Origin of the sequence: Actinotignum sanguinis, assembly GCF_003957255.1 — a bacterium.
GTDB lineage: Bacteria > Actinomycetota > Actinomycetes > Actinomycetales > Actinomycetaceae > Actinotignum > Actinotignum sanguinis.
In genome coordinates, this window is sequence record NZ_QDIE01000013.1 from 23,878 (window position 1) to 37,071 (window position 13,194).

The 13,194-nt window shown below is 57.9% G+C and carries 14 protein-coding genes; 9 read left to right on the plus strand and 5 right to left on the minus strand.

Annotation, left to right across the window (positions count from 1 at the left end; genetic code table 11):
• Positions 1–122: 122 nt before the first annotated feature.
• The 9 genes from DDD64_RS04600 to DDD64_RS04640 all read left to right on the plus strand — a co-directional run bounded on the left by DDD64_RS04600 (position 123) and on the right by DDD64_RS04640 (position 7,354).
• Complete coding sequence (locus DDD64_RS04600; RefSeq protein WP_126135239.1) at positions 123–1,277, plus strand: ABC transporter substrate-binding protein; 1,155 nt, start codon at positions 123–125, stop codon at positions 1,275–1,277.
• Positions 1,261–2,409 carry a FecCD family ABC transporter permease gene (locus tag DDD64_RS04605; RefSeq protein WP_126135240.1) on the plus strand — a complete coding sequence of 383 codons (1,149 nt, stop codon included), beginning with the start codon at positions 1,261–1,263 and terminating at the stop codon, positions 2,407–2,409. The genes DDD64_RS04600 and DDD64_RS04605 overlap by 17 nt, the downstream gene beginning before the upstream one ends.
• A complete protein-coding gene (locus DDD64_RS04610; RefSeq protein WP_126135241.1) occupies positions 2,402–3,202 on the plus strand; it encodes an ABC transporter ATP-binding protein in 801 nt (266 codons plus the stop codon). The genes DDD64_RS04605 and DDD64_RS04610 overlap by 8 nt, the downstream gene beginning before the upstream one ends.
• The gene (locus DDD64_RS04615; RefSeq protein ID WP_126135242.1) at positions 3,195–3,806 is read left to right on the plus strand and encodes a hypothetical protein; all 612 of its coding nucleotides are present in this window, start codon (positions 3,195–3,197) and stop codon (positions 3,804–3,806) included. The genes DDD64_RS04610 and DDD64_RS04615 overlap by 8 nt, the downstream gene beginning before the upstream one ends.
• A gap of 2 nt (positions 3,807–3,808) precedes the next feature.
• A complete protein-coding gene (locus DDD64_RS04620) occupies positions 3,809–4,468 on the plus strand; it encodes a hypothetical protein (RefSeq protein ID WP_126135243.1) in 660 nt (219 codons plus the stop codon).
• A gap of 187 nt (positions 4,469–4,655) precedes the next feature.
• Positions 4,656–5,693: an HNH endonuclease gene (locus DDD64_RS04625; protein WP_126135244.1), complete on the plus strand. Its 1,038-nt coding sequence runs from the start codon at positions 4,656–4,658 to the stop codon at positions 5,691–5,693.
• A 97-nt stretch (positions 5,694–5,790) separates the two neighbouring features.
• The gene (locus DDD64_RS04630) at positions 5,791–6,171 is read left to right on the plus strand and encodes a hypothetical protein (RefSeq protein WP_126135245.1); all 381 of its coding nucleotides are present in this window, start codon (positions 5,791–5,793) and stop codon (positions 6,169–6,171) included.
• A gap of 68 nt (positions 6,172–6,239) precedes the next feature.
• The gene (locus DDD64_RS04635; RefSeq protein WP_164545915.1) at positions 6,240–6,812 is read left to right on the plus strand and encodes a Panacea domain-containing protein; all 573 of its coding nucleotides are present in this window, start codon (positions 6,240–6,242) and stop codon (positions 6,810–6,812) included.
• The gene (locus DDD64_RS04640) at positions 6,797–7,354 is read left to right on the plus strand and encodes a hypothetical protein (protein ID WP_126135247.1); all 558 of its coding nucleotides are present in this window, start codon (positions 6,797–6,799) and stop codon (positions 7,352–7,354) included. The genes DDD64_RS04635 and DDD64_RS04640 overlap by 16 nt, the downstream gene beginning before the upstream one ends.
• A gap of 31 nt (positions 7,355–7,385) precedes the next feature.
• Here the strand turns inward: DDD64_RS04640 and DDD64_RS04645 are convergent, their stop codons facing one another.
• The 5 genes from DDD64_RS04645 to DDD64_RS04665 all read right to left on the minus strand — a co-directional run bounded on the left by DDD64_RS04645 (position 7,386) and on the right by DDD64_RS04665 (position 13,111).
• Entirely contained in the window at positions 7,386–7,751 is a 366-nt protein-coding gene (locus tag DDD64_RS04645; protein WP_126135248.1) for an SdpI family protein, read from the minus strand.
• A 195-nt stretch (positions 7,752–7,946) separates the two neighbouring features.
• Complete coding sequence (locus tag DDD64_RS04650; RefSeq protein ID WP_126135249.1) at positions 7,947–9,704, minus strand: ABC transporter ATP-binding protein; 1,758 nt, start codon at positions 9,702–9,704, stop codon at positions 7,947–7,949.
• A complete protein-coding gene (locus DDD64_RS04655; protein WP_126135250.1) occupies positions 9,698–11,476 on the minus strand; it encodes an ABC transporter ATP-binding protein in 1,779 nt (592 codons plus the stop codon). Before DDD64_RS04655 ends, DDD64_RS04650 begins: the two co-directional genes overlap by 7 nt.
• 12 nt (positions 11,477–11,488) lie before the next feature.
• Entirely contained in the window at positions 11,489–12,172 is a 684-nt protein-coding gene (locus DDD64_RS04660) for a TetR/AcrR family transcriptional regulator (protein ID WP_126135251.1), read from the minus strand.
• A 111-nt stretch (positions 12,173–12,283) separates the two neighbouring features.
• Entirely contained in the window at positions 12,284–13,111 is an 828-nt protein-coding gene (locus DDD64_RS04665; RefSeq protein ID WP_126135252.1) for a Fic family protein, read from the minus strand.
• Between the last annotated feature and the right edge of the window lie 83 nt (positions 13,112–13,194).

Sequence of the window (13,194 nt, forward strand, 5' to 3'; positions counted from 1 at the left end):
TGACAAGGATTTTCACGCCACATAACTGTTGACACCCCGCGCTCCACTTCATAAAGTTAGGGCCACCTAACCACTAGGTCGGGAGCCGGTTTCACGCCCCGGCCGCTAACAAAGGAGCATTGGTGAAACGCCGTGTCATGACCGTTGCCCTGAGCGCGCTGTGCGCCGGGTTGCTGGCGAGCTGTTCCGCATCATCCACCTCTACTGAATCACCTACCAGTTCGAGCGGTGCCAGCGCAGCTGCGTCGTCGGCCTCACCTGCCGCGAACGATGCCGCAAGCGGGCCACTCACCGTAACCGATCAGCGCGGCCACCAGGTGGAAGTCAACCGCCCCGTGCAAAAGATCGCTTCCGCGGTGATCCCCGCGCCCACCATTATTGCTGCGGTGGACGGGTCCTGGGATCGCATTGTTGGCATTAATGAATCGCTACTGGTCGCCAATAAGCAGGGCATTATTTCAAAGATTTTCCCGGCCTCGGTGACCACCCCGGTGATTGCGGATCGCCAGTTCACCCCGAATATGGAAACTATCCTGGCGCAGGACCCCGACGTATTTATTCAGTGGGGTGACCGCAGCGAGGATCTTATTACGCCTATCGAGTCGGCCGGCATTCCGGTGCTCGGGCTCAAGTACGGCACCCAGGAAAACCTAGAAACCTGGATCAAGCTTTTCGGTGAAATCCTCGGCAAGGAAGATCGCGCCGCGCAGCTTATTGACTATATGCACAGCGAGCAGGATTCCATCTCCAAGCAGGTCGCAGCTTTGGGCAAGCCCAAGCCGCGCGGTTTGCAGCTGAGCTACTCGGCCGAAAAAATGTCCGCAAATACAGAGAAGAGCTACGGGCAGCACGTTTTTGACGTGGCCGGTATTCAAAATATGGCCACCTCCGACGTGGTCCAGGATGGGATTGTCTCCCCGGAGCAGATCCTCGCCTGGGACCCGGAAATTATTTTCCTCTCCGCTTTTGATAAAGCCGTGCCTGATGATCTGTACAACGATCCGCGCCTATCCGAAGTAAGTGCGATTAAGAATAAGCGTGTCTACCGCGCCCCGCTGGGGGTGTACCGCTGGCAGGTGCCCTGCGCCGAATCCCCGCTGTACTGGAATTACGTAGCAGCCCTCGCCTACCCGGGTGAGTTTAAGGTCGATATGCCCGCGCTCATGCGCGAAAAGACGAAGTGGATCTACAACTACGATCTCACCGACGAAGATATCGATCTGGTTCTGCGCACCGATATTAATAACGGCAGCGCCAATTATGACGTTGTTCGCTAAGCCCGCTAAAGCGGCAAGGCCCGCCAAGCCCGCCAAGCCCGCAACTCCAGCGCAAGCTACCCGCGCCAGCGCGGCGCCGGGAGAGGTCAGCACGCCTACCAAGGCCGTCAGCACCATCGCCCGGCGCCGCACCGCGGCCTTCGCGGTGCTCGTCATCACCACCATCGCGCTGCTCGGCGCGATGGTGGTGGCGATGGGCATGGGCCAGCTCTCCATTAGCGCTCCGGACGTGGTGCGTATTCTCTTCTCGAGTCCGGATGATGTGGATCGCTCGGCCCTCGTGGCTATTAACCAAATTCGAGCCCCGCGAGTCATTCTTGCCGTCGTGCTCGGCGGTTGCCTGGCTGTTTCCGGCGCGGTGCTCCAGTCCCTGTTCCGCAACCCGCTGGTCTCACCCGATATCGTGGGGGTTTCCTCCGCGGCTGCGTTCGGCGGGGTGCTGGCGATTCTGGTGGGCACCTCGAGTTTCATCCTCATGGGATCCACCTTCATTTTCGGGCTTTCCGCGGTGGTCTGCGTGATGCTCATCGGGCGGATCCGTTCTCATTCGGCCACGCTCACCATCGTGCTGGCCGGCGTGGTGGTTTCCGCGTTCTTCAACGCCATGGTTTCCCTCATGACCTACGTGGCCGACCCGTACAGTAAACTCCCCTCGATTACCTTCTGGCTCATGGGCTCACTAGCTGCGGCGTCGTGGGCAAAAGTCACCACCATTATTATTCCCGTCATTATTGGGCTTATCGTGGTGGTGGCGCTGCGCTGGCGTATTAATGTGCTCTCGCTGGGCGATGAGGATGCCCGAGCTCTCGGTATTAATCCGAGTGCGATGCGCTGGGTGTGTATTTTCGCCGTCGCCCTTCTTACCGCGGCTTCGGTGGCCGCCGCCGGCATTATTGGCTGGGTGGGCCTGGTGATCCCGCATCTGGTGCGCCTGCTGGTCGGGCACGATAATCGCGTGGTTATCCCGGAATCTTTCCTCATGGGCGGGATGTATCTCCTCATTATTGACACAATTGCGCGCAATGCGACCTCGGTGGAAATACCGGTGGGAATTTTGACTGCTACGATCGGCGCCCCGGTATTTATCGGGTTGCTCATTCGGCGCGCGCGAAAGGGGCGGGCTCTTGCTTAAGGCAGAAAATCTTGGGCACCACTATCGCGGCGGGCCATGGCTGTTCCGCGGGGTGGAGCTGGAGGCCCGCCCCGGCGAAGTACTCACGGTGCTCGGGCCGAATGCGCGCGGGAAAACCACCCTGCTGACCTGTTTGGCGGGGGTGCGCACCCCGGTGGAAGGCACCGTGCATTCGGACGGGCCCATCGGCTACGTGCCGCAATCCCACGCGGCAAACCACCAGTTCACCGTGCATGACATGGTCCTCATGGGTCGGGCCCGCACCATGCGAGTTTTCGCCAGCCCCTCGGCGGCCGATAGCGAGGCCGCCTGGGATGCCCTCGAACGGGTGGGGATCGCGCACCTGGGCGGGGCTACGTATGCCGAGCTTTCCGGCGGGCAACGCCAGCTCACGCTCATTGCCCGCGCGCTGGTCGCCACCCCGAGCACTCTCATTTTGGACGAGCCGACATCCGCGCTGGACCTGCGCAATCAACGCCGTGTCCTCACGATTATCCGCACGCTCGCGGCCGAGGGCCTGGCCATTATTATGACCACGCACGATCCGGCGCACGCCTTCCTGACCTCGCGTACCACCCTCGTCATGGACGCTGACGACCTCTCCATTGGCGCCACCGAACGCCAACTCACCGAAGCGCGGCTGAGCTCGCTTTACCGCACGCCGATTCGGGTTCGTGATGTTCCGGTTGACCGTGGCTCACAGTGCGTCGTCGTTCCGGATTTTAGTGCGAACGACGACGCCTCCCCTTCCGCTTCCACACCACCCTCGCAAAGAAAGGACCACGATGGGTAATATCCTCACAATTATGAATATGGTGCGCGACGCGAGCACGCCACCTGACCTTATTGACACCTACGAGCTACCCAGCACTGACCTGGGTAATTACCGCGGAATCGTGGTGTCCATGGGCGCCGACCAGGTATTTTTAGAGCGGCAGCGCGAGCGCCTGAGCGCCTGGGTGCGCGCGGGCGGGAAACTGCTCGCCAACGGCCTGCCGATGCGGCGCTGGGTGGACGGGCTACCCACCCACCGGAAAATGGAATTTCACGGCTTGGATGATGTGTGGCTAAGCGCTGTGGAACCGCATCCGATCTGGGAGGGTGTTGAGCGCCGCGATATGCTGCTGCGCACCGGCGTGCCCGGCGAGCATTCTTTTGAGGAATTACGCGAGATCGGGGTGGCCGGTTTTTACGCGCGTTCCTTCCTATCGGATCTGCCCGCAGGCGCGCGGGTGATCACCGGAATCGGGCCCGGCAAGCTGCCGGTGGACGTGAGCTACCGGCTGGGCGAAGGCGAAGTGATTGTCCACAACGGTAACGATCTCAGCGGTTTCGCGTTCCCGGGGACGTCCGCCGCCGGGCTGCGCCGCGCCATCACCGAGTACCTGGAGAAGTAACGATGAAGAAAATAGCATTTGTGCACACCGGTTCGTTTTTCCATCTCGCGACCGTGAAGGATCCCGCGGTGCGGGCACGCCCGGTCACCCCCGTGTACTGGCCGGACTATTCGGGAGATTTTTCGGAGTTCGACGCCGTCTACTTAGCCGCGCGCAATCACCCGGGTGTGGTGGCCGCGAAGCACGGCCAGGTGCTGGACTTCCTGCGGCAGCCCGGTAAAAAAGTATTTATCGACGGAATTAACCAGGTAGATAGCTGGCTGCCGGGGACATCCGAGACTCCGCGCGGCACGAATTTCTGGTCCTGGCGCACGGGTGAGGATCTGGGGCGGCGTTCGGTGAACACTGATCATCCGCTCTGGGAGTATCTTTCCGATGAGGCCGTCCACTGGCATTATCACGGGGTGCTCGCGCCTCCGGCGGGGGCGACGCCGTTGGTGGTGCTCACGCAGGTGGAGCAAACCGGGCCGGGTGTTGATCCCTGGGGCGGGTATTATCTGGCGCTTCCGGATCACCCGAATATGCTGCTCTACCACGATAATGTGACGTTCGCGGCCGAGCTGGTGGTATCCACGATGGATGCCACCTATCACCACGGGGCCGGTTTCATGCCTGGCGCCACCCAGTTGCTCTACCGCATGCTGGAGTGGCTCGGGGATTAGCGCGGGTGTGCTGCGGCGGTGCCGCCGGTGCGCGGCGCTGAGCCGAACGCGGTGGGTGGGCGCGCGAAATTTCGCGTGCCCACCTTTTTCATACCCGAAAAGGCCCGCTCCTCGCACACGGTAACCCGCTAATATTGACATACCCAAAGGGAATAACTCGCCAATCCACTAGATCGAGGAGGATCCCATGTTGGCTTCCGAATATGCTGCCCTCATCGCCCAAGATACAGGAACTCGCCGCGAACGGTTTAACGGTGCGAAGCCTCGCGGTAACGGCGGTGCCACCTCACAACATGCTTTTGAAACGTTTATGACGTACCCAGATTTCCCGAAATCAATGGGGATTCTCTGTGCATATCTGGAACTAACAGGTGGCTATAACGGTCCTATTCAGAATCTTGCGATAAGCGCTCTTCCGGAACGTGGTGGCGCATACATGGGCTTCGTGGCATCCGCAGGACTGGAGGAACAATTACTCACAGTATTCAATTCCGAGGGGCAGCTCCAGAGTTGGAAAGTGTCCCTTCGCATTGATGGAGACATTGAAATTGAACTTGCCAAAGAGCTAGAAGAGCTCCAAAACGAAGAATATTTCGAACTTGAATACGGCGAAGTTCCTTATAAGTCCGAAGCGCTTTTCTTATATAGCGAAGACTTCGAAAGCTTTGATTTTCTACTCCATTCACCGCTACTAAGTACTGGCGTCGTCGAACAATTCGATTACATGCACTCCGTGATCGGGTACCGCAAGCGGCGCATGCAATGGCATAACCCGTATCTGTGGGAATACCTCGGAAAGTGGCTCAACGATACCCCAGCAGCGATCCCGTCTACAGAACGACCGGGACGCGACCACCTCCAATCTTTAGTCAGCGATCCTGTAGACGAATGGCTCAACGAGCATGGTGACGACATTGTTGAATCAGAGTTCGACGTTACTGAGATCAGCGAAAAGATTCTACGCTGGGTGCGTGAACGTCCCACCCAGCAACAATTCCGGAAAAAGCTGCTGGAAACGAGAAAGACCTGCGAAGTGTGCGGAATGGACCGGCCGGAAATCCTCGAAGCCGCTCATATTGTTCCCAAGCACCTCGATTCACCTGACTCCAGCAGCAACGGATTACTGCTGTGCAGGAACCACCACCGCGCCTTCGACATTGGCTGGTTGCAATATGATGCCACAACGAAAAGCCTCCAATGGAACAATGACTGCCATCCTTTTTAAAGTCAACTCCTAAAACGCAGAATTTTTCTAGCCGGGCTTGACATGAATTTCAAGCCCGGCTAGAATTTCTTTAGCCACCTACAAGAAAGAAGAAAACATGAATAGACCCGTATTCAAAGCCAGTGCCGAACGTGCCGGTAAACAGTGGCACTTGGAATGTGCCGCGGTTGATCATGTTTCAGAGTGTCCAAAGCTTGATGAGGCTGAAGAAGTAATTCGCCGCGCTATCGCATCTCAAACTGGGCTGGCGGACGATAGTTTCGATACTTCTATTGACATCATCCTCCCCGAGAATTTCGATATCCGAATTGCAGAAACATACCGTCTCCGCCACGAGGCAGAAGAACTCACCCGGCAGGCTGCTGCGCAAACCCGCAGCATCGCACTTGACCTTAAAGAAAACGGACTAACCCTACGTGATATTGGCGCCATACTCGGAGTCTCGTACCAGCGTGCAGGTCAACTAACGAAAGGATAATTTCAATGCTCCATACCGCATACAAGCCACCTTCCTTATGCCAGAATGATAGGACAGGAGGTTCCGCTATGAGCGTTTTTGACGTAGCTCATTTTTTCGTTTCCCGGTCAGCATCCGGCAGCGTATCCGCACCTAAACTGCAAAAGCTGTGTTTCTATGCTTTTGGCTGGTATGGCTACCAAACAGGCGAAGCCCTCTTCGATAATGCCTTCTATGCAATGGAGAGCGGTCCCGCCGTGGGCGATCTCCTTACGACTTCTGCCTGCAGCGCAACTGTGGATCAAAAGCTTCTCGAAGAAGTCCATGCCGTTTGGGAAGAGGAAACCAAGGAGTTCGGTCCCTACACCAGCGATATTCTGGAGGCGGTCTGGAATCGATATGGCGAAATGACCATTCAGGAACTGACCCGTGCTACGCAGCAGGAGGAACCGTGGATTGAGGCATGGCAGTCTCGCCCAGATGAGGCAAAGCGCGCAGAGATGTCAAGCTTCGAGATCCTCGACTACTTCGTCACGAAAAAGAGCCCTGATTTTGTACTACCGGATCGCAAGATCATCTACGCTCCTTTCCCCTTCGAAGAAACCCCAACGCCGGCTTCGTTTTTTGAGAAACTTCGGGATTTGGGATGTCTTTCAATCTGACTCGCCTGAACGATGACATTTTCCTCGATTCTTTCATCACCAGAAAAGACAACGACTCGCTAGGAAAGTGGCTTCGCAACAAAGCCCGCAAACTCCAGGAAGAGGATACCTGCGTGGTATGGGTACTCTGCAAAGAGAATTCGAGCGAGCCACTCGGATATTTCGCACTTACCAGCACCTGCGTCCCTACTAGGAGCATCTTGAAGCGCGATCGATATCATTTCCCAGAGAATGGCAGCCTATTGGCGGCTTACGACCATCACCCCGCTTTACTGCTAGGTAAATTCGCACTCCATGCGGATTATGCAGGAAAAAGCTCGCTGGGCCCCTTGCTCATGGCACACGTATTTTCCAAGGCTGCAACGGTAAGCGAGACTATCGGAGTGCGTTATATTATCCTCCACACACAGCTAAAATCCGTCGCCAATTATTACCAGCGTGAGTATGGTTTCACCTCGCTCCATAGCAGCCAGGATTCCAACTTTCCGATGTACAAGACAATTAGTGCTGCACGCGAAGCCATCACCTATTTCTCACCCTAGGGAAAGTGACAGAAGCTTATTCGCGTCTCATTCATTGCTCTTGCTTGCAAAGAATCTGTTTCGCAGTTTTCTGGGCGCGGTGTGCACCTGCACATATACAAGCCAGCAGCACCACCATGCCGAGGATGATGATTGCGGCAAGTGCCTTGTCGGAAAGCGGGAGAAATACGGCGAAACCGCTGAGAATAAGGCACGCCGTGCTGGCGGCCGTCCACGGCCAGGCTGCGGCATGCGCTTCCCGCCATGTTTCCTGGTTCGTCATGATGATCTCGGTACGGTACCCGATGAGTTCGTTAAGCTTCAGGGTCTTTTTGCGGGAGGCATAGGCAAGCCAGCCACTGAGAGCTGCGGAGCCCCATAAAGTACCCACTACCACTACCGCGACCTGCCAGGTCATTGGCCCCTCCCATCGTCCAGCTTCGTCGCTGGCGGTGATTATCTCGGTGAACGGTGATTTTCCAGGTGCCAGTTTACTGAGTGGCAGCGTCGTCGTACCAGTACCCAGATAGAATTCGCGGCTGAAATAACCTGCCGGAAATCCCGACGGGGGCTCTCCTCACCGGGGCCGTCGCCTTACCGGGCACGCGCAAGTTTAGCGTGCCACGAGATACGAAAAATCAATCATCTGGTCCGCCCACGCAATTGTGGAGGGACGGTGCGCAACCATGAGCACCGTGCGGCCTTTGGCGAGGCGCCGTATTGCTTCACCAATAACCGCCTCGGTGATGCTGTCCAGCGCGGAGGTTATTTCGTCAAGAAGGAGGATCGGGCTGTCTTTCAAGAAGGCTCGGGCGATGGCGACGCGCTGTTTTTCCCCACCGGAGAGCGCATTCCCGCCCGGCCCAACCTGGGTGTCCAGCCCTGCGGGTAGCCTCTCGATAACCGGATCCAACCCGGCTAGATTTACCGCGGTGAGAATTTCCTCCTTCGTAGCATCCGGCTTGGCCAGCGTCAGGTTGTCCCGAATGGACCCGCTGAAGAGGTAAACATCCTGGAACACCATCGCTATGTGGCGCATGGGCTGGCATTCGCGAATATCGCGCCCACCGAGCGTAATACTCCCGCTTTGCTGCTGCCAGAAACCAGCGACTAGAGCCAGCGCGGTAGTTTTCCCCGCCCCGGATGGGCCAACCAGAGCGGTCACCTTTCCTGCAGGTGCTCGGAAACTAATATCGCGGAGTACCGGGAAACGCGGATCGTAGCCGAAAGTCACGCCTGAGAATTCAATAGAGCTATCGGTAAGCGCACCCGAAGCTGCGTTCGGGGGCGCACCGGAGTCCACGTTCGCGGTCGCACCCGTATCGGTATTCAGCGAAGCAGCAATATCGGGCTGTTCCGCAGCAGCCGCGATAATTTCATGCACTCGTCCGAGTGCCTGCATGGAGTCGGTTAGAGCCGTGGAGTATAAAACTGATTGCGATAGCGGCAGATTGATACGTGTCAGAACGACGGCGATGGCCAGGAAGCTCAGGAAATCCATGCTCCCACCGACCACCAACGCTCCGCCCCAGCCCAGGCATATGGCGAAAGCTAGTTCGACCAGCAGGAGGAACGCGGAGGCTGGGCGACTTTGGCTACGCAGCGTCCGCAGGATTCCGGTGGACTCGGCCGCGAGTGCCTCATCCAGGGGCTGCCACTGGGTTTGCCCGCTGCCGCGCAGGACTTGCTGGAGTTTCGCGAACTCGATAATTCGCCCGGCCACCCGGCGTGAAAGCCGGGCTTCGCTGGCTTGGGCCGCGCGGACCGCCCGGTGCATCCAGCCCCAGATGAACCACAACCCAATACTGGTGGCCGCGAGGACAACCCCGAGGCGCCATTCCACCGCTGTGACCGCCACGGCCATAACGAGGGGAACCGCCACCCCTGAAATTACCGCGGGAAATACCAGAGAAGCCAAGTGGGAAAGAGTATTGACATCTTTTGAGGTGGCATTAATGACCGCGGTGCGACGGGACGCGGTGAACCACCCCACCGGAAGTCGCACCACGGCCGCGCCGATTTTCTTCATGAGCTCATCGCAGATCGCGTATACGCTCACCCGGTAGGACCAGCTCATCGTCACCACGTAGAGGAAAAATGTGATGGCGCCGCTGATGCACACCGCAAGGAGCCAGGAGGCCAGCTGCCCATCCGCCGGCGCACCGCCGACCGCTCCGATACCAGCCCCACCGCCGGCCCCAATGCCGCCGTAAATTCCGGTGCCGCCTTCCACCAGCAACGCCCGCAGAAACCCGATGAGCATCGCTAAAGTAATTCCTTGCGCCACCGCAGCCGCGGTGTAGGCCCCGATCAGGATTTTTATGTGGCGCACATCCACTACGGTGCGCATGGCTTTCAGCATTCTCAGCATGGGATTCCCTGCTCTTTCAGCATCTCGCGGTAGAGGCCCGCAGTGTCCGCGAGTTCTTCGTGGCGGCCGGATTGCACGATCCGCCCATTATCGATCACCAGAATATGGTCGGCCTGCGCGAGTCCGCTCAGCCGGTGAGCGATCACCAACGTAGAGCTATGCCCGCGCCGTGCCGCGATAACCTGCCGAAGAGCCTGCGCGGTATGAGTATCTTGATGCGCGCTGGCTTCGTCCAAAATAAGGAACGGGGGATCAGCCAGCAAGGTACGGGCGATGCTCAGACGTTGTGCCTCACCGCCGGAGAGGACCGCATTCTCACCCAAAATAGTGCCGTATCCGGCCGGGAGCGCCTCGATGCGCTCGGCAATATGCGCGCGGGCCGCCGCCTCATGGATCTGTGCATCGGTAGCGTCCCGCTTTCCGAGCAGGAGGTTATCTCGCACGCTCACCGCAGCCAAGGAAACATCTTGGAATACCGTCCCTACCTGGCTGTAAAGCCCCGCGCGACTGTAATCGCGCAGGTCGCGCCCGCCGAGGGTAATGTAGCCGCTTTCCGGATCCCAAAAACGTGCCGCCAGCGCACCGATGGTAGTTTTCCCCGCTCCTGAGGGCCCCACCACCGCGGTTAGGGTTCCGGGTAGGAGGGTGAAGCTAATATCGTGCAGGACCGGGCGGCCCGGCACGTAACCGAAGGATACATTTTCGAAACGCAGTTCCGGGGCGGCCGCTGCCGTGGCACCCGAAGCCGTGACCGGAGCCTGATAGTTCCCTACTTCCTGCGGTTTTTCGGCCAGCAGGGCGGCGGTATCTTCCCCGGCCCGCAGCGAGCCTTGCAGATTCTGCGTGAGCGTGATGAGTTGCCCGAGGCCGGCCGGAAGCCCGAGCCAAATAGTGAAGAAAGCCAGACTGCTCGCGGGCGAGATCCAACCACTCCACACAAACCAGCAGATAAGCGGGGCGCTCCACGCGAGGATAACGCCCGGCTGGCTCAATGCGGATACCACCGCGATTCCTTTACCGGCTCCTGCCAACCACCGGAAGGACGCATCGGAATTCTGTTGCCGCGCCGTGGTAAAGCGCCCGCCGACTCCAGTAGCGGGGAGCTGATAATTTTTGATTTCCTTTATGCCATCGACGAGCTCCACGGTCGCTTCCGCGAGTTTTCGTTGGGCGACGTCGTAATCTTTAACGGCTTGGTCCCCGCCGCGGAAGGCAATCCCCATAGCCAGGCCAACAACGGCAATAAATACTCCACCCAGGAGGAGGGCCAGCCGCCAATCGAGGACGCACAGGTAGATGCCGCCCACCACCGGTGCCACCAGCGCGCTGGCGAGTTCGGCGCTGGCATGGGCGACTAGGGTATGGATAGCGCTGGTATCATCAACCACGATTTTCCGGATTTCGCCGGGGCCCAGCCGCCGCACCCGCCCTAACGGCAGGGACCCTAAATGCTCAACGATACGACGGCGCAAACGGTGCCGCAGCCCCGCCTCGCTGATATGGGTGATGCCAACTGCCCAGTTATAACAGATGTGATGTACCAGCAAGCTCACCAGCGTGAGCCCCAACCACCACCAGATACGTGCTGCTCCGTGACCGCCGAGCCAGTCATCAGCCATGCCAACTAATGCGATATAAGGAATAACCGAGGCACCGGAACCGATCCCCGCGATAATAAAGGAGATGAGCATTGAGGTGCGCACGGGAGCTACCAACTGCCAGGTACTCGGCTCGCAGGTGCGGACTGTGGTGTTCCCTTCATGGTGAGACATGGGATCTTCTTTCTACCTGGCCGTATACATTCCGGACGGTACCCGATCTTCCAGGAGCTTCCGCCAGCCGGCTTCCCGGAAACTCTGGAGTAAGCCCAGGTATTTTTTGGCGTTGTCACGGTTGAGACCCTGCCGGAGGGCACCGAAGAATCCGTACCATCCGGTTTCGCACATGACCTGCGCGAAGGCCGGCCACACCGCATCTTCCGGGCCAAGTTCGATATATAGGCGGGCTTCATATTCCGCAAGATCAGTTACGAAGCCCTGATAAGGAGTTCCGGCAGACCCCCAGAGAACTAGCTGGAATACGGTGAGGTTGTCATAAACATAATCGATCATCCACTCCGTGATGCTGGTGCCGATATCCTCACCGGCGCTGATGTTCTTACCGGTGCCGTTGGTGCTCTGCTGCGATTCTTCCGCGGGCGCTTTTTCAGCAAGCGACTTTTCCGTGAGAGCGAGGCTTTTCATGATTCCTTCGCGGTGCCGTTGGCGTAATTCCTGGCAACAGGGTTCCACGAGGGCCGCAAACAATGCTTGTTTATTATCAAAGTGGGTATATAGCGCGCCGGTGGTGACATTGGCTTCTTTGGCAATCACGCGCAAGCTAGCCGCTTCAAAGCCATGCTCGGAAAAATTCCGCAAAGCCGCGGTAAGGATCCGTTCCCGCGTTGAGCTATTTCCATGTACCACCATCGCAACCCACCTCACATAACAGTGTTATGTGATAAGGATAGCCACACCCTGGAGCGCTGGCAAGGGGTTCAACTCCAACGCTAGACCGCCGCAGGAAACCGCTACGGGATTCTAATCTTGGTCGGTATCTTGGTCGGTATCTTGGTCGGTCGACCGACCAAGTATGTCAGCCTCGGTCAAAGAATCACGGATTATCTCCAGCATAAGCTCAACGAATCTCGAACTTTCCCCATCTTTGCCTGCTTCCACAAAAGCTCGGTAATAATCTTGCTGCCGAGATTGGATACGTTCTTCAATAGGGAGCCAGAAGAATAGTTCCTTCCACCGCCCGAGGAGCAGGGAATGCCACAATCGACCCACGCGACCGTTGCCGTCTGCGAAAGGGTGGACGAATTCAAATTCATAATGGAACACTGCGCTTTTAATAAGTGGATGTAGAGCGGATTCCTGATACCACGCGAGCAAATGGGAGATATGTTGCGGAACCAAATCCGCTGGCGGGGCCGCGTGCACGACCACGTTCCATGCAAAGACACCCACACCGCCAGAGCGGAACCGCCCACTCTCCGATACCAGCCCTCTCATCATGGCTCCGTGCGCACGCAGCACATCACGGGCCGACATCGGATCAAGTTCAGGAAGTAAGCCATATGCGCAGCCAGCGTTGCGCACCTCAAGAACCTCGGCAGTCACATCCGAGGTGTAGTCGCCATCAAGAATTCTTCGAACTACTTCTGATGGCAAAGAATTCCCCTCAATGGCAAGGGTGGCACGGATCGCACGAATGCGATTCCTACGCCGCCCGAGCTCACCCACGTGATCCAGCCAAGTTTTCCCCACGGCGTGTGAGTATTCCATCGTTTCAACAAGGGTGCAGATCTGTTCGACCAGTGCATCGCAGACGGGTGTTACGCGCAGTGGTGGTTCGTAACCGCTCATCTTCCGATGCTATCCGCATGACGCTCCCACCACCTGTTCCACACACCGGAGCGACGTATACCTCAACTGCTCTACCTAGATTG

Bases quoted from the DNA above. Each gene is read 5' to 3' on its own strand.
- DDD64_RS04605 (WP_126135240.1), top strand. From the start codon at position 1,261: ATGACGTTGTTCGCTAAGCCCGCTAAAGCGGCAAGGCCCGCCAAGCCC.
- DDD64_RS04615 (WP_126135242.1), top strand. From the start codon at position 3,195: ATGGGTAATATCCTCACAATTATGAATATGGTGCGCGACGCGAGCACG.
- DDD64_RS04620 (WP_126135243.1), top strand. From the start codon at position 3,809: ATGAAGAAAATAGCATTTGTGCACACCGGTTCGTTTTTCCATCTCGCG.
- DDD64_RS04625 (WP_126135244.1), top strand. From the start codon at position 4,656: ATGTTGGCTTCCGAATATGCTGCCCTCATCGCCCAAGATACAGGAACT.
- DDD64_RS04630 (WP_126135245.1), top strand. From the start codon at position 5,791: ATGAATAGACCCGTATTCAAAGCCAGTGCCGAACGTGCCGGTAAACAG.
- DDD64_RS04635 (WP_164545915.1), top strand. From the start codon at position 6,240: ATGAGCGTTTTTGACGTAGCTCATTTTTTCGTTTCCCGGTCAGCATCC.
- DDD64_RS04640 (WP_126135247.1), top strand. From the start codon at position 6,797: ATGTCTTTCAATCTGACTCGCCTGAACGATGACATTTTCCTCGATTCT.
- DDD64_RS04645 (WP_126135248.1), bottom strand. From the start codon at position 7,751: ATGACCTGGCAGGTCGCGGTAGTGGTAGTGGGTACTTTATGGGGCTCC.
- DDD64_RS04650 (WP_126135249.1), bottom strand. From the start codon at position 9,704: ATGCTGAGAATGCTGAAAGCCATGCGCACCGTAGTGGATGTGCGCCAC.
- DDD64_RS04655 (WP_126135250.1), bottom strand. From the start codon at position 11,476: ATGTCTCACCATGAAGGGAACACCACAGTCCGCACCTGCGAGCCGAGT.
- DDD64_RS04660 (WP_126135251.1), bottom strand. From the start codon at position 12,172: ATGGTGGTACATGGAAATAGCTCAACGCGGGAACGGATCCTTACCGCG.
- DDD64_RS04665 (WP_126135252.1), bottom strand. From the start codon at position 13,111: ATGAGCGGTTACGAACCACCACTGCGCGTAACACCCGTCTGCGATGCA.